Source organism: Desulfurellaceae bacterium, from assembly GCA_021296095.1.
Lineage (GTDB): Bacteria > Desulfobacterota > Binatia > Bin18 > Bin18 > JAAXHF01.
The window spans coordinates 41,906-58,767 of sequence record JAGWBB010000014.1; the positions used below are offsets into that span (position 1 = coordinate 41,906).

Below are 16,862 nucleotides of genomic sequence, written 5' to 3' on the forward strand. Positions count from 1 at the left end.
GCACCCGGTTATAAATCCCTGACCGCAGGTATGACCTTTTCGGCAAAGTTCTGCAGAAACTCGGCCGACTGCTGCCAGCTCATACCCGCGCGGTTTGCCATGAGGTGGAGTTCGTCCGGCGCGCCGTCGGCAAAGACCTCGCGCAGCTCGGCAATGGCCTGATCGGGGGTCATGAACAGCCGTTGCCAGTTTGGCAGGTCCTCCGGCTTCTCCGGCAGCCTGTCCATCAGCAGGGAGCTGTACGGACGAACGCCCTGGCGCTCGTAGTGGAAGCTGGCAAACGCCCCCTCCCGGTGCTCGGCCCAGGCCCGCTCCGGGTCGTCGGTGACAAAGCAACTACCGAAGGTGTTGATCCTGGCAGAGTCGGGACTGCGCCCGTTGCGCTCGCACGCCGCCCGCCAGTCCTGTCGCCACTGCCGCCAGCCCTCGCCGCCCGTCAGCCCGAAGAAGAAGCCGCCCCGACCGCCGACATCGAAGCCCAGGCGGGCGACCCGATCCATGGCCTTGGCAGAAAATACGGCCACCACAAAGGTCGGCGGATGCGGCCGCTGGACCGGCTTGGGATTGAGCCACACGCCGTCCAGCTGCCAGTGTTTGCCCTGAAAGCTGAAAGGCTGATCTTCGGTCCAGCAGCGCCGCACGATCTCCAGCCCTTCCTCGAAGCGGCCGAACCGGTGTCGGGTGTTCAATCCCAGCATCGCCCATTCCATACCAAAGGTCTGTCCTCCCTGGCCGATGCCGACGTCCAGGCGCCCGTTGGACAGAATGTCGAGCACGGCGAGTTGCTCGGCCAGCAGCACCGGGTGGTAGAGCGGCAGCTGGATGATATTCGAGCAGATGCGCACACGCTGGGTGCGCATGGCGGCTGCGGTCAGCGTCACCGGCATACTGGGGTTATAGCCTTCCGGGTCGCCGTGATGCTCGGCTAGGCTGAGCGTATCAAAGCCCAGCCGTTCCATCTCCTGCATGTGCTCGAACGCCCCGGCGTAGAATTCCGGCCACGGGGTGAACCACTCGCTCTGGGGCGGGTTGCGCAAATCGTACAGAACACCAAATTTCATGGCTCTCCTCGCTTTCATCTCTGGCAGTCGTCATCCCTGGGCGTATAAGACCAAAGCCTGACGCAAAGCACAACGTTTGCGGATACCTGACAAGCGGCCGCAGACCCAAACCCCAGGCTTGACGAAGCGCCGCGCCCTGGCCTATGACACAGGTGCTCCGCCGTAAAACGGCCGGAGTCTCAAGGAGGAACAATGACACTTGATATCCGCCCCCTGGCCGCGCCGCTCGGCGCGCTCGTCTACGGCTGGAACCCCAAGGCAGCCCTCAGCTCCCAGGATCATGCCGCACTTCTTCATGGCCTGCGCCAATACCAGGTACTGGTGTTTCGAGGCCACGAGCGACCGAGCGATATCGAACTGGTTCGGTTCGCCCGCAGTTTCGGCGATCTGGTCAAAGGCTCGGAGTGGTTCGGCGACATCGGGGAGTATGCAGAAATCCTGCCGGTCAACAACCTGTTCGATGAGGACGGCGTACCCATGGGCACGGGCGGCTCGGCGTCCCTGGAATGGCACACCGACTACTCGTATGTCTCGACGGTCGGCAAGGAGAGCTTCCTGGAAGCCTCCGAGCTGCCCGCCTCAGCGCCCCAGACCTGTTTTTGCAGTCAGTATGCCGCCCTGGAGACCCTGCCGCGCAAGACCGTGGACATGTTGCGGCCGCTGCGCGCCTTTCACAGCATCGACTATCTCTATCCCGCGGCGGACAAGCCCGCGACGGGCTCATCCCGCAACGAGCTGCGCGAGGGCTTCCGGGCCAAAAAGGCGCGCAACGACAAGCTCGGCCTCACCCGCCCGCGTATTCCACAGGCGGAACACCCGGTGATTCTCCGCCACCCGGAGTCGGGTCGCGAGATTCTGTACGTCAACCCCGGCATCACCCGGCACATCGTCGGCATGCCCCGGGACGAGAGTGACGCCCTGCTCAAAGAACTCCACACCCACTCGACACGCGCCTCCTCGGTCTATGCCCACGACTGGCAGCTAGGCGACCTGGTCGTGTTCGACACGCTGGGCACCCTGCACCGGCGCGACGCCTGGGACCCGACTCAGCGGCGCGTCATGCGCCAGCTGAGCACCCTGTGGGACCCAGCCGCAGCCGCATAATCCCACCTGAGCCTTTTCTGAAGGAATGCAGGCATACCGACCCAGACGCCTTCGCAGCCTGAGTCACAGCGCAGAACACCCCCTAGGCTGCGCTGTCGGGTCGGTCGTCGTCGTAATACGGTGAGCGGCCCGGCTTGTCCTTGAGATGGACGAAGACCTTGTGCGAGAACCACTCGGTGTACTCCCGCACGGTCACCGGCCGATACTGGGGCGGATGCTCGGCATCACAGCACGTCTCCGCGCACTCAATCAGGGTGTCCGGGCTGGGGCTGTAGAAGAACGGAATCGCATACCGGTCGCGGCCCGACTGGTTGATCACCCGGTGGAAGGTCGCCCGAAACCGACCGTTACTCCACAGGCGGAGAATTTCGCCGGCATTGACCAGAAAGGTGCCGTCTAGCACCGGCGCCTGAATCCATTTTTTCTCTGAGGTGCGCAGCTCCAGGCCGGGGATCTCGGACTGGGCCAGAAAGGTGATGAAGTCGCCGTCGATGTGCGGCGAGGCGTTGAACTGGTTCTCCTCGCACCGGGTCCCGGGGTAGTGGGACAGCCGCAGAATCCCCATCGGACGCGAGTGCAGAAAGGCGTCGTCGAAGAAATGCGCGGGCAGGTCGAGAGCGGCGGCGTACACCGGCAGCAGGCGCAGGCTGAGCGCTTCCATGGCCTCAAAATACTCGAGCAGGGTGTCACGAAAGCCGGGCAAATCCCCGGGCCACTGATTGCCGCCCTGGTACAGCGGGTCGGGCGTCTGGCCGGCCCGGCGCCCGGCCCTGACCTCACGGCCGATGAAAAACGCCTCGCCAATATCCGGCTTGCGGTCAGGCTCGTCCTGGCTGTACTTGGGCTGCTGAAAGCCCGGCGGCATATAGCCGATACCTTTGGCGTCCACCTTAACGGACAGTTTGCGTTCGAGCGGCAGGGTGTGAAAACGCGCGTTCTCGGCGAACACGCGGTCAACCAGATCCTGGGGCACGCCGTGGTTCTTGATGAAAAAGAAACCAATGTCTTCCAGCGCTCGGCAGACGTCCCGCCCCAGGCGGGCCAGGGCGTCGGGCTCGCCGGCCAGAAACGGCCCCAGGTCCAGGACCGGAATGATATCGTGATCGCTCAGCGGCTGGGCTTTTTTGAAGACAAACGGGCGGTTGCTGCTCATGGCTTCTCCTCGCGGCTCGCGTTTCCGTGCAGGATAGCCCGCCCGCCCACGGTTCGGCAAGAACCGGGCGGCCTGGGCTGTTGTCTTGATGCCCTGGCCCACGGCCTGGCCGACCGTTTGCAGCAGTCAGCGATCGAGCTGCGCACGCTGACCGTCGACGTGCGCCGAGCCGACTGGATTGAGGGCCAGAACCGGGCCATCCAGCGCGGGATCGAGGCCGGGGTGGACGGCCTGATCCTGTATGTGCTCGATCCCCTCCAGCCGGCCCGGGCGGTCGAGGCGGCGCGCCAACGTGGCCTTCCGGTCTTTACCTTTGAGCGCCCCCGCTATCCGGTCACGGCCTCGCTCGTCTACCCGAACTTCAACCACGGCGTGTACATGGCCGAGTACCTGGCTTCACTGCTGCCGGCTGCGGCGCAGGTCGCCGTCATCGGCGGTCCTGAGGTCATCGATGATATCGAGCTGGTCATGGGCATCGTGCACGGCGTCAAACACAGCGGCCTGACGCTGATGAACGATCCATTTGAGGCCCGCTACCGCAATCTGGACGACGTTGCCGAAGGCGGCCGACAGGCGGCGCGCCGGCTGTTGGCCGATTTTTCCAGCCTGGCCGGCCTCATTCCGTTTAACGACGAAACCCTGCTGGGAACGCTCGACGCGATTGAGGAGGCCGGCCGCGCGGGTGAGATGAAGATGGTATCGCGCAACGGCAGTCCCAAGGCGGTCGAAGCGGTCGTGGCCGGCCGCTCCCACGGCACCTGGGACATCGAGATCACCAACATCGGAGCGGCGGTCGGCGATCTGGTCGCGCGCGCCCTGGTCGACGGGGAGGACCTCAGAGGAGAGTCTCGCATCGCCGGTCTGGGGCGGCTCATCACTCCGCACAACGCCCACACCTACCAGCCCTGGACACAGCGGGTTCCGTATACGCCGCTACGTGAAGGCCTCGACCCGTAGGGGCAGCCCCCGTGGCTGCCCGAATACGGACGTAGCGGGGGTGGTTAGGAAAAGAGGGGCTGCCGTTCAGCCTTCCGCGTTCATCATTTGAACGTCGCCGTCACCGTGCCGACCGACGAGAACGTCGTCTGCCACGTGTCGCCCCGCGCAATCGGTGTCGGTCTGGTACACGAGCCGGTCATGACGCACTGTCCGGCCTCCAAGGCCCGCCCGTGTTCGGCCAGCCGGTTGACCAGCCAGGCCAGGGCGTCGAGCTGATCGTCAATTACCTCGCGGCCAACCGCCTGCTGGACTACCTCGCCGTTTTTCTTCATCTCAATGCCAATACCGCCCAGATCCAGATCGCGCGGATAGGGGGACACCGCGGCTCCCAGCACCACCCCCCACTGGGCGACATCATCGGCCACCCCCAGGGGCAGATCGGACGCCATATCGCTGCGCATCTGGACCACCTCGAAAGCCGGGCTGATGGCCGCCACCGCCTCGAGTACCTGCGCCCGGGTCACTCCCGGCCCCTTGAGATCGGTGCCGAGCGTGATGCACAGCTCCGACTCGATCACCGGCTTACCAATGGCCGCGTGCTCAAAGGTGTGGCCGCTGGCATACTGGTTCTTGGCCAGCAGATAGCCCCGAACCGGCTCGCTCAGCTTGAGCATCTGGCGGGCGGCGTCCGAGGTGCCGCCAATTTTCCAGCCGCTCAGTTCCTCGCCGCTGGCCAGCAAACGGTCCAGAATACCGAGTTGGACCTGGTAGGCATCGCTCAGCGAGAGCGTCTTTCTGAGTGCCTCGGGCGCGTGGTCGCCCGCCTGCATCGCCTGCCATAAAATATCCGTTGCCTGTTTCACATCCATGTCTGATCCTCCTTAATGCGGGCAGCCACGGGGGGCTGCCCCTACCGCTGCCGTTCGTCATTCAGCATTCAGCATTTTCTCAGCCCTTTGGCAAACCCAACACCCGCTCGCCGATAATATTGTGTTGGATCTCGCTGGTGCCGCCGGCAATCGTGTACTGGCGGGCGCTCAGCACGCGGTTGAGCCAGCGCGGGGCGTCGGGCACGGCTTGGGTCTCGGCCTCCAGCAGGGCGTAGGGCCCGAGCAGCTCGCTGGCAAAGGCGGCGATGCGCACGCCGAGTTCAGAGCCGGCCAGCTTGAGGATCGAGCCTTCCGGCCCCGGCGGCTGGCCTCTGAGCTGACGGGTCAGGCTGCGCAGGCGGGTGTATTTGAGGGCTTCCTTTTCAATCTCAAACGCAGCCAGGCGCTGGCGCACCCAGCTGTGCTGCCAGGCCGGCCGGCCGTCGATCTCGACCTGTTTGGCCAGCTCGGCCAGCCGCCGGATCTGTGACCCGCCGCCACCCCCGCCGGCCGCGCTGCGCTCAAACATCAGGGTGGTGATAGCGACCTTCCAGCCCTCGTTTTTGGGTCCCAGCAGGTTGGCCTTGGGAATCCGCACGTCCTCGAAAAACACCTCGTTGAAGTGGCTGTGGCCGTTCAGCAACACCAGCGGCCGGACGCTCACCCCCGGGGTTTTCATGTCCAGCAGGAAATAGCTGATGCCCTTGTGTTTGGGCGCCTCGGGGTCGGTTCGGGCCAGCAGCACCATCCAGTCGGCATACTGGGCGCCCGAGGTCCACACCTTCTGGCCGTTGACAACAAACTCATCGCCGTCCTCAACCGCCCGGGTCTGCAAACTGGCCAGGTCGGAGCCCGAGCCCGGCTCGGAGTAGCCCTGGCACCATACCAGCTCGCCCCGCAGAATGCGCGGTAAAAAGTGTTGCTTCTGTTCCTCGCTGCCCCACTGGGCAATCGTCGGGCCGGCCAGCCCCAGGCCCACATAGCCCGGCAGGATGGGCGCCCGGGCGTGGGCGTACTCCTCGTTGTAAATGATCTGCTCCATCAGCTCGGCGCCCTGGCCGCCGTACTCCTTGGGCCAGGCCAAGCCGATCCAGCCAGCCTGGTACAGCTGTTTATGCCAGGCCATGCGCTTGTCAAAAATCTCGCGGTTGGGCGCCACCCGCTCATCCATGGCGTCTTCGACCTTCAGCTCGGACGGCAGATGCTCGGCCAGCCAGCTCCGCACCCGCAGCCGAAACGCGTCTTGTTCGGGGGTGTACTGAAAGTCCATAGTCCCTCCTGATTATGGTGTGGTCACATTTGTCATTGTTCCGCTCCTCTGTATGCGGCCGGCCGCATTCCCGGCGGTCGGATGGCCGCGCAGCGAAAGCCGGTGACCGGACTGCGGGTAAATTCGGGCGGAATGAAATGATCCCGCAGCCACGTCACGGCGATAACCCGTGGCACGTCCCAGCCGCCACCGCGTAACACCTTGGGGCCGCCGTGCTGCGGCCCGGTCGGATTGCGTGGCGGTGCAGACGCATAATAGTCCGGCGCATACCAGTCGGCCACCCACTCCCAGACGTTGCCGGCCATATCCAGCGCGGCATACGGGCTGGCCCCGCCGGGATACGAGCCGACCGCAGCCGGTCGCGCTACCCCTACCCCGGCCGTCATCGCCCGCTGCCAGGCCGACCAGACGCCAAAGCTCGGCAGCGGCCGAACTGCAACTGCGTCAGCGCTGTGCAGGCGGCCGGCGTCCCACTCGTCGCCCCACGGATAGCGCCGCCCGTCGGCGCCTCGGGCAGCCTTTTCCCACTCGGCCTCGGTCGGCAGCCGCTTGCCCTGCCAGTCGCAGAACGCCCGGGCGTCGTACCACGAGACCCCGACCACGGGCTGCTCAGGCTCGGACAGCTGCCACGGCCCCTGCCAGAAATGCGGGCGTCGATGGCCGGTCGCCTGCACAAAGCCCTGGTAGGCACGGTTCGTCGCCTCGTGCCGATCCAGATAAAACGCGTCGAGATACACGCGATGCCGGGGCCCGGAGTGCTGGACTACAAAACGTAGCCGGTTCTGCACCGGCCCCTGCCAGCCAAAGTCGAGCACCCGCTGCTGTTCCTCGGGGCTGGCGCCCATGACAAACTCGCCGGCTGGAATGTGAACCATCGGAGTCGACTCGGCCGCCACGGCCGTCGCCCCGACCCCGAGTGCCGTCCCCAGCACCACGGCCAGCATCCGGCCCAGCCGCCTTCCCACCATCTTCACTGTCTTCCGTTCAGTATTCGGGCAGCCACGGGGGGCTGCCCCTACCGCTGTCGTTCATCATTCAGCGTTTAGCGTTCAGCATTTAAGAAGTCCACGACAATCCGATTAAACGCCTCGGGCTTCTCAAAGTACACCGAGTGGGCCGCATCCGGCACGTGGACCAGCCGTGCGCCCGGCAGCCGTCGCGCCACCGGTTCGATAATATGGGCCGGCATCAGGCTATCCTGCTCGCCAACGATGAACAGGGCCGGGATGCGGTGTTCGACTATGGCGTCAACCTGATACTCCACATCAAACTGCGCCCCCAGATTGGCCGGCTTGGGCAGGTTCATGGCCGTGATCTCGTGGTACAGAAAGCGGTGGGCCGGTTTGTCTGCGGCAAACTGCCGGGTGTAGGCCCCAGCCCAGATCTGCCGCGCCCCGGCGTTGCGCATATCGGCCATATGCTGGTCCACCGCGCGGTCGCGTATCCCGCCGGTCGAGTCGCCCAGCACCAGGGCGCTGACCCGTTGGGGCTGGAGCGCGGCCAGACCGATTGAGGTCCAACCACCCATTGACTGGCCGACCAACGCGGCTGTGTCGATCTCCAGGTGATCCAGCAGGCCCAGCAAATCGTGCGGATAGGCGTGGGCGCCGGGATCATCGGGCACGTCGCGCGTCAGCCCGTGGCCACGATGGTCGAACGTGATGCAGGTAAACGACTCGGCAAACACCGGCACCTGCTGCCACCAGCTCAGGTGGCTGCCACCCCCGGGATGGGCCAGGACCACAGCCGGTCCCCGGCCGTGGACTTCGTAGTACATGGTGATGCCGTTGGTTTCGACAAAAGGCATGCCCCTCCCCCTTCAGGCCGGGACCATAGCGCACTCCGGCTCACCTTCCCAGAGCCTTTGAGACTCCCTCGGGAGGTTGACAAATTGCAGGCAAGGGGGAGTGACAGCCTCCTGAAACTCACAGTCTGGTTGAGGAGGACCTGATGTCTCTATCTGCTTCATTTTTCTTCGGTCTCATTACCCTGGCTTCGTCTTTGGCCCACGCGACCACATTGGAGAATCCGGGGAAGAATTTATCCTATTCGGGCATCGGGGTGATCTCGGGCTGGAAGTGCGAGGCCGAAGGGACCATCACGGTCAGATTCGACGATGATGAGCTGCTAACCGTTCACATGGTCTATGGCAGCGAGCGAGGCGATACCAAAGAGACGCCAGAGGGAGAGATCATCTGCGGAGATACGGACAACGGCTTTCTGGCTATCTTCAACTGGGCGCTACTGGGTGATGGGGAACACACGGCCGTGGCCTACGACAATGGGGAGGAGTTTGCGCGGAGCACGTTTGAGGTGGGGACCTTGGGAGAAGAGTTTGTGCGGGAAGCGGAAGCCGAGGTACGGGTCGAGGATTTCCCGTCGCCCGGGGAGAGTACGCTGCTGGTCTGGAATGAGAGCAGCCAACACTTCGAGGTCGTCCCGGAGAGTCCTTCCAAAGGAGAGTGTCGAGCCGGGTTAGTTGTGAGTCCGGGTGAGAGTTGCAGCTTCGGAGACAGCAATTTGACTTTCTCTGTCAGTGCGGGCGGACAAGGATGCCTGATGCGCCCCGGATATACCAGCTGTGTCGGCGAGGCGTATGATTGGGAGAGCACGAAGGTCAACGATCTCGTCATCACCCTTGTGGCTCAGCGAAATCCTGACAACAGTTGGACGATTGAAACGGCAGGTCTTGAGAGCCCCTCCGGCTTCGCTCCGGCAGACCAAGCGGCGTTTGATCGTCTTGTGGTCGGCAAGCGGGCGGTCAGCGTGGACGACTCACGGTATTATATCGAGTTTTCATCTGCCGGACGGTTCGTGGAGTATGAGCCGGGCGAGCGTTGGCCGGGGAGCTATCGCTATAGTAATACGGGACCAGACACGGGCACGCTGACCCAGAATTATGATGACGGTGACGTGTGCACAGCCCGATTCACCTTCACCTCGGCTACGACAGGCACCTCACGATACAGCTGTAACGATGGAGAGCAGGGCGGAGGCAATTGGCGGCTTGAGTAGCCTGACTGTCGCCTCAGTGGAGCTGACCACCTGACCAAACCTCACGGCGGTTTACACTGGACCGAATTTCAGGAGTGTTCCAACACGATGTACACCCCGGTCTCAAGAAGGATATCCGTTCCGACCTCTGCCGTTCGCTGATATAGGCCGCTCGCTTCCCCTTCGGAGACTGGGGCGGGGGTGCGGACGACGAGGTAACCTTCATGGGTATGGGTGACATCCACTATCTCTAGCGGTTGAAGCGCTGCTGTGTACCGACTGAGCGCCTGCTGTTCAGCGGCTGACAGACCCTCACAGATCTGCCGAGCAAGATGAGTCATACGCTTTTCTCCAGGAGAGTCTGGGAGGCCGTTAGGAACTCCTGCGTTAGCTTCAGCTGTGCTTGGACCTGATCGTGGGACCATTCTCCCCCTTTGGGGCGATAATCACAATGAGCTATGAGAAGAGCGATTGTAGCATGAAATGCTGCGTAATAGGCGCGGCTGGTTGCCGCATTCGGTAACGACGGCTCATTATGGCAGAGCACTTCGGCTGCTCGCAGATTCTCCTTCGCTCGCTCCCAGTATGGTTGCCACAGCTCTTCAGCCATGAGACACAACCAGCAGTAGGGGCGACCAGCGCCGCCCCTACTAGCCACTACGCTACCGCTTTTTGACCCAGCTGCTGCAAGCGCGGCATGACCTCGGCCGCGAACAGCCGCATGCTCTGCTCGCTGTCTTCGTACGGCATGCCGCCATAGCTGAACACGCCGGTGAAGGCGTCGCAGCCGATCTTGGAACGGATGTCGAGGACTCTCTCGAAACACTGGTCCGGCGTGCCCCAGACCTGGAGGTTAAGGAAGAAGTCGGTCACACCCTCAACACTGCCCATAGCCTCAGACATCTTGCCGTAGTACTCGTAGCCCTTGGTCTTGGCAAAATGACCGCCACCAAAGTTGTAGTGCTTCATGGCCGACTGCCAGTAGGCGCCGATGTAGCGTCGGGCCATCTCTTCGGCCCGGCCGGCGTCCTTATCGCAGAAGACCCAGCCGCCGGCGATCGGCGCCGGGGCCTCGGCCTCGTTGACCTCACGGTAGATCGTCCGATACGTCTCCAGCTCAACCGCCACATCTTCCCACGGCTTCTGGGGGATAATCAGGATGCCGACGCCCAGGCGGGCCATGATCTCGGACGACTCGGGGGAAACCGCAGCGGCATACGTCCGGCCCTTGAAGGATTTGAACGGCTTGGGACGGATGTCTTTCTTGGGCTGGGTATAGAACTGCCCCTCGTACTCGCAGTAGCCCTGTTCAAGCCCGGTCAGGACCATGTCCGCAGCCTCGACAAAGCGTTCGCGGGACTCGCCCATATCGACCCGGAAGCCCTCGAACTCGACCTGCCCGGCGCCACGGCCAAGCCCCAGGATCAGCCGCCCGTCGGACAAATCGTCCAGCATCGAGATTTCTTCTGCGGCCCGCATGGGATCGTGCCAGGGCAGGACGACGACCATCGAACCCAGCTTCACCGTCTTGGTCCGGCCGGCCATATAGGTCAGGAACTGAAGCACGTCGGGCACCATGGTGTAGTCGGTAAAGTGGTGCTCAACGCTCCAGATCGAGTCAAAGCCAAGCGGCTCGGCCAGGTCGGCCAGCCGAATCTCGTTTTTATAGACCTCATAGTCCGAGATCTTCTGGGCCGGGTTCTGGCAGATCGCAGCCATGCCAACCTGCATCGGCGAATCGGGTCGTGCTGTCATAGTCTCTGTCCTCCTTCGGGTAGTTGCAATACGCTGACATCAGTCTTCAGCAGCTCAATAGCCTAGCTTATAGGTAGAAAGAAATATAGCTGGCGGTCGGTTCAGTACGCCACACTCTTCACCACACGGCCGGGCAGGCCGCCCTGGTAGTCGTTGTGGGCAAACAACACCTCACCGTTGACGATGGTGTAGGCCACGCCCTCGGACCGCTCGATGAGACGTGGCTTGCCCTGGGGCAGATCGTTGACCCATTCGCCCGGACAGGTTCGGACCGTGGTCGGATCGAACAGGACCAGGTCGGCGTCCAGGCCCGGGGCCAGCCGGCCCTTTGTTCTGAGGTCCAGGAAGTCGGCCAGCTCGGAGGTCACCCGGCGCACGCCCTCTTCCAGGCTCAGGAACTGGCGTTGGCGCACCCACTCGCCCAGGATATAGGTCGGCACCCCGGCCTCGCAGTGCTGGTCCACATGGGCGCCGGCGTCCGACAGCCCGATCAGGACGTTGGGCAGAGTCATGATCTCGCCGACCGCCTCGGGGTCGGAGTTGATGATCGACACGGTCACACCCAGTTCGGTCCGTTCCTCAACGGCCAGATCCATCAGCACGTCGACCGGGTCTTTGTCCAGCCGCACGGCGATATCGGCCAGGCTGGCGTTCAGAAACGGCTTGTTGCGCTCGGTTTGCACCCGGGTGACGTGCAGCCGGTCCCACTGACCGCGAAACAGCAGCCCCCGGCCGGCCGCAATGTCGTCGCGGAAGGCGTGACGGAATTCCGCCGAGCGGTACAGCGTCAACTGCTCCTCCACCGTCCGGTTGAAGGCGCCCTTCCACGACGGCAGCTCGGAGAACAGAAACGGGTTGCGCAGGCTGTAGTACTGCGAGATCGGTCGCGGGTTGACCTGGGGAGGGATACGCAGCCCCTGCTCCAGAAACGGCTGGACCCGGGCGTGAATGCGCTCGCACGCGCCGGGCAGATCCGGCATGTGGATCAGGGCCAGCCAGGTGACCGGCCGCTGGCTCTCGTGCGCCATGTGGAGCAGCAGGTCGAGTTCTTCGTCTCCCAGCTCACCGGCCTGGCGCAGCAGGGCGACCTCGATCACGCCCCTGTTCAGCTCGCGCATCACCCGGCCCAGGGCGCTCAGCTCGGCCTTGCTGGTCAGGCGGCTCGACAGCGGCTTGCCCTGATAGCCGATATGACGCGGGATCAGGCTCAGGGAGAAGCCATAGGCGCCGGCCTGCATGGCCTGGCGAAAGAGCTGGGTCATACGCTGGATCTCGTCCGCATTGGCCGCCCGCTCGGACGCAGCCTCGCCCATGACATAAAAGCGCAGCGCCGACAGGGGGACCAGAAATCCGGCGTTGATACCGATGCCCCGCCGGGCAATGGCGGCCATGTACTCGGGAAAGCTCTCCCACTCCCACGACACCCCGTTCATCAGCACGTCATACGGCATGGCCTCGACGTTGACCAAATCCCAGGCCATGATCTCGCGCTCGGCCGGACGACACGGCGCCACCCCTACGCCGCAGTTGCCCATCAGCACCGAGGTGACGCCGTGCCAGCACGAGCTGGTCAGCAGCGGGTCCCACGAGATCTGGGCGTCGTAGTGGGTATGGATGTCGATAAAGCCGGGGGCCAGGACCAGTCCGTCGGCGTTGATCTCACGCCGGGCGCTGCCCGAGACCGTACCGATCTCAACAATTTTTCCATCGCTGACCGCCAGCCCTCCACCGTACACCGGAGTCCCGACGCCGTCGCAGATCTGCGCGTTTTTGATCAACAGGTCGTATGCCATGGTCTGCCTCCTTTTTGACGACCGCCAAGATAACCCATACCCCACACTTTCTCTACCTTGCTTGTGTGGGCCGGGAAACATACCGTATTGGAGAGATCGACAGGAACACGAGGGAGAAAACAGCGATGCCGTATGAAGCACTGTTGGCAGAGACCGTCTATATACGTGGCCACCAGGCGGACGAGATCGACGCCTATTTTGCCCGCCCCCTGGGAGCCGGCCCGTACCCCGGGGTCGTGGTCATCCACCATATGCCGGGCTGGGACGAGGCGACAAAGGAAATCGTCCGCAAATTCGCCCATCACGGCTATGCCGCCATATCGCCCAACCTGCACTATCGCGAGGGCAAAGACACGCCTGCGGCGAACAGCGCCAGCGTCCGGGCCGCGGGTGGCATGCCGGACGACCGCACCCTTGGGGACATACAGGGCGCGCTGAGTTTCCTGAGCGCCCTCCCCTACTGTAGCGACAAGCTGGGCGCCATCGGCTACTGCTCTGGGGGACGGCAGGCGTATCTGGCGGCGTGCAAGATCCCGCGCCTCAGCGCGGCGGTTGATTGTTACGGCGGTGGCGTGGCCGCCGCTCCGGACGAACTCACCGACCGGCAGCCCGTGGCGCCCATCGACTTCACCGCCGCCATGCACTGCCCCCTGTTAGGCTTGTTCGGTCAGGAAGACCGGCGGCCTTCGCCACAGGAGGTGGCAAAAACCGAGGCCGCCCTCAAACAACACGGCAAGACCTACGCATTCCATACCTACGAGAATGCCGGACACGCCTTCTTTTCGGTGGACCGCCCCCACTACCGACCGGAGGCTGCGGTTGACGGCTGGCGGAAGGTTTTTGCCTGGTTTGATACCTACCTGCGCTGAAAAGCTCCCCGCGCCGTATGAACGAAGCGAGAGAGGATTATCAGCAAGCGCTCGCCTCAGCCCAAGAGACTGATAGCGAAGCGCACCCTCAGTCGTCTCAGCACCGACGAAGTGCCGCGACCATAGCGTCAGTGGGGACCGGGTCGCCAGTGCCGGCTCGGTCCGATTACTTTGATTAGCCCTCTTTGAACGCCTTTGTCACTGCCCAGCTCCGTTGATACCACTGCAGCCAGCGGTCGGGCCAAGCTTGACACTTTGGACCTTGTAAACTCGCCATGAAGAACCGCTATGACGCCTGATATCCGCTACCAACCGGATGAAACCCCCCCGCTCCCGCTCACCCTCGCCCTCGGCCTCCAATATGCGCTGCCCGCCGTCACCTCGATTATCATCGTCCCCTCCATGATGATCCGCCTCGGGGGGCAGGGGGAGGCGTATCTGTCCTGGGCCGTGTTTGCGGCGCTGGTTATCAGCAGCCTCACGACCCTGATCCAAGTCGTGCGGATCGGCCGTTTTGGCGCCGGCTATATCCTGCTCATGGGCAGTACCTCGACGTTTCTCGTCGTCTGTGTGCCGGCACTCGAACAGGGCGGGCCGAGTCTGCTGGCCCCCCTGATTGTCGTCTCCCCGGACGAGGCGGAATTCTCGCTCCGCTTACTCCGGCATCATGCTACGTCCGTGCGGCATCGGCAGTTTCACGATACGGACGTGCTGCTGGTCCGGGTGGAACCGTAGGCGGAGGTAGCAGAGGAGCCGGCCTGATTGTCCCCCAGGGTTACGACTCTCCCAAGCGTGACACTTCGCCCGTCATCGGCCCTGTTCTCCGCTGGTCTGGGGCTCCCCTCCAGCGGCAGGGCCGTAGCTTCCCGAGCGGGATTGAGGCATAAGGAACCGAACGCGTAGGGACCGGAGGTGAGGATGCAGAGGTGGATTGGGGTGGTGTGGCTGGTGGTGATGTGTACGGCGTGTGGACCGCACAAGCCGGCGCCGCCTTCCGCTCAGTTCGTGACCTGGAGCCACCAGGCGGCGAGCCCCAGGTGGCTGTGTGTCCTACCCTTTACCAACGAGACCGCCCAGCCCGAGGTCGGGAGCCAGGTACGCCAGAGCTTTGCCGGCCACCTGAGCGTCAAGCGCTTTCGCGATGTCGAACTGCACGAGATCGACTCCAGGCTGCCGGCGGACTGGCGCCAGCTGCCGGCCCAGTCGCTGGGCAAAATCCTGGGCTGTCACGCCCTGGTGTACGGGCTCGTCTCCCGGGCCCGGCGGCTGTATCTGGGCGTGTACGCCGATATTGCCCTGGACGGCGGGATTCTGCTGATCGAGACCCACACCGGCCGGACCCTGGTCAAGGCGACGTACCGCACCCGTCTGCGCCTCGGCGGCGTGCCGTTCTCCCCCCTCGGCCTCGTCGTAGGGACGGTGATGACGCTGCGCCATATCACCAAGGCGCAAATGATGCGCGCCATTGATGACCTGGGCCGCAATCTGGCCGCCGCGGTTCCCGATCTGCCCCCCGCGTCGCGCCCGCCAGGCAGGAAACGGAAACTACCGCGCTGACTGAGAGTTGACACTTTGCGCGTTATCGGACGTGGACGGCCAAGCGTCCGATAACAAGTCTAGGAAAATCAAGGACTTACGGTCTGAGGCCGGCGAGGCGCGGCTGAATAAATCGCGGCTCAATGGGCGAGCTGGCCAAAGATTGTCCAGTCGGGGGGTACGTATCGGCATCGAGCGCTGGACTTGCAGGTACTGTCCTAATTTCCCGCCGGACGGCCTAGTTTCAGGCTGAACGGCCTCATTTGATTTTTCCGACGACCTCATTACGACAGTACCCAAGAATTGTGACAATTGACAAGTGCCATAGTGCATATTACGGTTTGCCATGATACAGCGCTTCCGCAGTCGGGCGCTCCGCCGGTTCATGGAACGCAGCGACGCACGGCGCATTCACCCGGCGCACCGCTAGAGAGTGCGCGACATCCTGGCGCGCTTGAATGCGGCCGCTGGGCCGGCCGACCTGGATCTGCCCGGTTTGCGGCTGCACCGACTGAAGGGCGAGTATGCCGGATTTTGGGCCGTGCTCGTGCGCGCCAACTGGCGCGTGATCTTTCGGTTTGAAGCCGGCCATGCCGTCGACGTGGACTATCTGGACTACCACTAGAAGGAGCCTGCCATGCTCATGCACGACCCGCCCCATCCGGGCGCGTTCATCCGGCGTCAGTGTCTCGAACCCCTCGGGCTGACGGTGACGGCCGCGGCCAAGGGGCTCGCGGTGTCGCGTAATACGCTGTCCCTGCTGCTCAACGGCCGCCTGGGGATTTCTCCCGAGATGGCCATCCGGCTGTCGGAGGCGTTTGGAGGCAGCCCGGAGAGCTGGTTGCAGCAGCAGCTGCAATACGATCTGTGGCACGCCCAGCAAAATCGGAAAGCGGTCGCCATCCGCAAGTTTGTTCCCGCTCCGTTGCGCCCCGAGGAGCAGGACCAGCTGGAAGGGTAGGTAAAGCGGCGAGGATGGCCGTAGAACTTTTGCAGTTGGCGCAGCAGGCGATGGCCGCGTTACAAGTGGCCAATCAGCCGAATTGGGCAGAGGTCGCGGGTCTGTTCGTGAGCGCCGTGGGTGAGCTGGGTAGGAAGGGGAAAGAAGCATGAATAGCCAGGCCATCGCCGCTATCGAGGAGCATGTTTTCACCTATGCCATGCGGCAGCCGTTCGAGCAGCGCCGCCGCCCTGGGCCGCTCTTACTCTACGACCCCGACCGACCGAGCAAAGATCCGCTCCGCTCTCTCCTGGCCCGGCAGTTCCCAGCGGCGTTTGCCGATCTAGAGGAAGATCAGGCCTGGGCCGCCCGGGCTGGTATCTGGGCGGGCGCGTTCGTGGCGCCGTGGGCGTGGCGGCGCGGCCAGCGGTTAGACTGAAAGTTGACATAGCGCCCCTTCTCAGACGTACCCTAGGAGGAGACCAAATATGGCACATGAGTCTAGAAGCGGTCTCAAAACCCTATCCACTAAGGTAGAGTAGGAGTGAGGTCAAGGATAAGGAGCGCCTGATGACCCGC

The 16,862-nt window shown here is 63.5% G+C and carries 18 protein-coding genes; 9 read left to right on the forward strand and 9 right to left on the reverse strand.

Annotated features, from left to right (window positions below):
• Positions 1–8: 8 nt before the first annotated feature.
• Positions 9–1,061, reverse strand: coding sequence for an LLM class flavin-dependent oxidoreductase (locus tag J4F42_04955; protein ID MCE2484837.1), 1,053 nt, complete (start codon positions 1,059–1,061; stop codon positions 9–11).
• A gap of 192 nt (positions 1,062–1,253) precedes the next feature.
• Here J4F42_04955 and J4F42_04960 point away from each other — a divergent pair, with 192 nt between their 5' ends.
• The gene (locus J4F42_04960) at positions 1,254–2,165 is read left to right on the forward strand and encodes a TauD/TfdA family dioxygenase (GenBank protein ID MCE2484838.1); all 912 of its coding nucleotides are present in this window, start codon (positions 1,254–1,256) and stop codon (positions 2,163–2,165) included.
• 82 nt (positions 2,166–2,247) lie between these two features.
• Here the strand turns inward: J4F42_04960 and J4F42_04965 are convergent, their stop codons facing one another.
• Positions 2,248–3,318, reverse strand: coding sequence for an isopenicillin N synthase family oxygenase (locus J4F42_04965; GenBank protein MCE2484839.1), 1,071 nt, complete (start codon positions 3,316–3,318; stop codon positions 2,248–2,250).
• Between J4F42_04965 and J4F42_04970 the strand changes: the two genes are divergently transcribed.
• Complete coding sequence (locus tag J4F42_04970) at positions 3,265–4,275, forward strand: substrate-binding domain-containing protein (protein MCE2484840.1); 1,011 nt, start codon at positions 3,265–3,267, stop codon at positions 4,273–4,275. The two genes, J4F42_04965 and J4F42_04970, sit on opposite strands and share 54 nt — an antisense overlap.
• An 83-nt stretch (positions 4,276–4,358) precedes the next feature.
• On the opposite strand, the gene J4F42_04975 is transcribed toward J4F42_04970, so the two are convergent.
• The 4 genes from J4F42_04975 to J4F42_04990 all read right to left on the reverse strand — a co-directional run bounded on the left by J4F42_04975 (position 4,359) and on the right by J4F42_04990 (position 8,203).
• The gene (locus J4F42_04975; GenBank protein MCE2484841.1) at positions 4,359–5,126 is read right to left on the reverse strand and encodes a fumarylacetoacetate hydrolase family protein; all 768 of its coding nucleotides are present in this window, start codon (positions 5,124–5,126) and stop codon (positions 4,359–4,361) included.
• A gap of 79 nt (positions 5,127–5,205) precedes the next feature.
• Positions 5,206–6,396: an acyl-CoA dehydrogenase gene (locus tag J4F42_04980; GenBank protein ID MCE2484842.1), complete on the reverse strand. Its 1,191-nt coding sequence runs from the start codon at positions 6,394–6,396 to the stop codon at positions 5,206–5,208.
• Positions 6,397–6,428: 32 nt separating this feature from the next.
• Positions 6,429–7,364: an SUMF1/EgtB/PvdO family nonheme iron enzyme gene (locus J4F42_04985; GenBank protein ID MCE2484843.1), complete on the reverse strand. Its 936-nt coding sequence runs from the start codon at positions 7,362–7,364 to the stop codon at positions 6,429–6,431.
• 74 nt (positions 7,365–7,438) lie between these two features.
• Positions 7,439–8,203, reverse strand: a complete 765-nt coding sequence (locus J4F42_04990) for an alpha/beta hydrolase (protein ID MCE2484844.1) — start codon at positions 8,201–8,203, stop codon at positions 7,439–7,441.
• 143 nt (positions 8,204–8,346) lie between these two features.
• On the opposite strand from J4F42_04990, the gene J4F42_04995 reads away from it, so the two are divergent.
• Positions 8,347–9,411: a hypothetical protein gene (locus J4F42_04995; protein ID MCE2484845.1), complete on the forward strand. Its 1,065-nt coding sequence runs from the start codon at positions 8,347–8,349 to the stop codon at positions 9,409–9,411.
• A 316-nt stretch (positions 9,412–9,727) separates the two neighbouring features.
• Here J4F42_04995 and J4F42_05000 read toward each other — a convergent pair whose 3' ends face one another.
• The 3 genes from J4F42_05000 to J4F42_05010 all read right to left on the reverse strand — a co-directional run bounded on the left by J4F42_05000 (position 9,728) and on the right by J4F42_05010 (position 12,938).
• A complete protein-coding gene (locus J4F42_05000; GenBank protein ID MCE2484846.1) occupies positions 9,728–10,000 on the reverse strand; it encodes a HEPN domain-containing protein in 273 nt (90 codons plus the stop codon).
• Between the two features lie 47 nt (positions 10,001–10,047).
• A complete protein-coding gene (locus J4F42_05005) occupies positions 10,048–11,145 on the reverse strand; it encodes an LLM class flavin-dependent oxidoreductase (GenBank protein ID MCE2484847.1) in 1,098 nt (365 codons plus the stop codon).
• Positions 11,146–11,246: 101 nt separating this feature from the next.
• Entirely contained in the window at positions 11,247–12,938 is a 1,692-nt protein-coding gene (locus J4F42_05010) for an amidohydrolase family protein (GenBank protein MCE2484848.1), read from the reverse strand.
• 125 nt (positions 12,939–13,063) lie between these two features.
• On the opposite strand from J4F42_05010, the gene J4F42_05015 reads away from it, so the two are divergent.
• From J4F42_05015 to J4F42_05040, 6 genes are all read left to right on the forward strand, one after another.
• Positions 13,064–13,807, forward strand: a complete 744-nt coding sequence (locus J4F42_05015) for a dienelactone hydrolase family protein (GenBank protein ID MCE2484849.1) — start codon at positions 13,064–13,066, stop codon at positions 13,805–13,807.
• 288 nt (positions 13,808–14,095) lie between these two features.
• On the forward strand, positions 14,096–14,542 hold the full coding sequence (locus J4F42_05020; protein MCE2484850.1) for a hypothetical protein: 447 nt from the start codon (positions 14,096–14,098) through the stop codon (positions 14,540–14,542).
• A gap of 183 nt (positions 14,543–14,725) precedes the next feature.
• A complete protein-coding gene (locus tag J4F42_05025) occupies positions 14,726–15,364 on the forward strand; it encodes a hypothetical protein (protein MCE2484851.1) in 639 nt (212 codons plus the stop codon).
• A 412-nt stretch (positions 15,365–15,776) separates the two neighbouring features.
• Positions 15,777–15,968, forward strand: coding sequence for a type II toxin-antitoxin system RelE/ParE family toxin (locus J4F42_05030; protein ID MCE2484852.1), 192 nt, complete (start codon positions 15,777–15,779; stop codon positions 15,966–15,968).
• Positions 15,969–15,980: 12 nt separating this feature from the next.
• Positions 15,981–16,304 carry a HigA family addiction module antidote protein gene (locus J4F42_05035; protein MCE2484853.1) on the forward strand — a complete coding sequence of 108 codons (324 nt, stop codon included), beginning with the start codon at positions 15,981–15,983 and terminating at the stop codon, positions 16,302–16,304.
• A gap of 148 nt (positions 16,305–16,452) precedes the next feature.
• Positions 16,453–16,722, forward strand: a complete 270-nt coding sequence (locus J4F42_05040; GenBank protein ID MCE2484854.1) for a hypothetical protein — start codon at positions 16,453–16,455, stop codon at positions 16,720–16,722.
• Positions 16,723–16,862 lie beyond the last annotated feature (140 nt).

What these genes read in the sequence shown, in the direction of transcription:
- J4F42_05040 (MCE2484854.1), top strand. Translation starts at nt 16,453, where the DNA reads ATGAATAGCCAGGCCATCGCCGCTATCGAGGAGCATGTTTTCACCTAT.
- J4F42_04995 (MCE2484845.1), top strand. Translation starts at nt 8,347, where the DNA reads ATGTCTCTATCTGCTTCATTTTTCTTCGGTCTCATTACCCTGGCTTCG.
- J4F42_04960 (MCE2484838.1), top strand. Translation starts at nt 1,254, where the DNA reads ATGACACTTGATATCCGCCCCCTGGCCGCGCCGCTCGGCGCGCTCGTC.
- J4F42_04975 (MCE2484841.1), bottom strand. Translation starts at nt 5,126, where the DNA reads ATGGATGTGAAACAGGCAACGGATATTTTATGGCAGGCGATGCAGGCG.
- J4F42_05035 (MCE2484853.1), top strand. Translation starts at nt 15,981, where the DNA reads ATGCTCATGCACGACCCGCCCCATCCGGGCGCGTTCATCCGGCGTCAG.
- J4F42_04955 (MCE2484837.1), bottom strand. Translation starts at nt 1,061, where the DNA reads ATGAAATTTGGTGTTCTGTACGATTTGCGCAACCCGCCCCAGAGCGAG.
- J4F42_04980 (MCE2484842.1), bottom strand. Translation starts at nt 6,396, where the DNA reads ATGGACTTTCAGTACACCCCCGAACAAGACGCGTTTCGGCTGCGGGTG.
- J4F42_05020 (MCE2484850.1), top strand. Translation starts at nt 14,096, where the DNA reads ATGACGCCTGATATCCGCTACCAACCGGATGAAACCCCCCCGCTCCCG.
- J4F42_05015 (MCE2484849.1), top strand. Translation starts at nt 13,064, where the DNA reads ATGCCGTATGAAGCACTGTTGGCAGAGACCGTCTATATACGTGGCCAC.
- J4F42_05025 (MCE2484851.1), top strand. Translation starts at nt 14,726, where the DNA reads ATGCAGAGGTGGATTGGGGTGGTGTGGCTGGTGGTGATGTGTACGGCG.
- J4F42_05010 (MCE2484848.1), bottom strand. Translation starts at nt 12,938, where the DNA reads ATGGCATACGACCTGTTGATCAAAAACGCGCAGATCTGCGACGGCGTC.
- J4F42_05000 (MCE2484846.1), bottom strand. Translation starts at nt 10,000, where the DNA reads ATGGCTGAAGAGCTGTGGCAACCATACTGGGAGCGAGCGAAGGAGAAT.
- J4F42_04985 (MCE2484843.1), bottom strand. Translation starts at nt 7,364, where the DNA reads ATGGTGGGAAGGCGGCTGGGCCGGATGCTGGCCGTGGTGCTGGGGACG.
- J4F42_04990 (MCE2484844.1), bottom strand. Translation starts at nt 8,203, where the DNA reads ATGCCTTTTGTCGAAACCAACGGCATCACCATGTACTACGAAGTCCAC.
- J4F42_05005 (MCE2484847.1), bottom strand. Translation starts at nt 11,145, where the DNA reads ATGACAGCACGACCCGATTCGCCGATGCAGGTTGGCATGGCTGCGATC.
- J4F42_04965 (MCE2484839.1), bottom strand. Translation starts at nt 3,318, where the DNA reads ATGAGCAGCAACCGCCCGTTTGTCTTCAAAAAAGCCCAGCCGCTGAGC.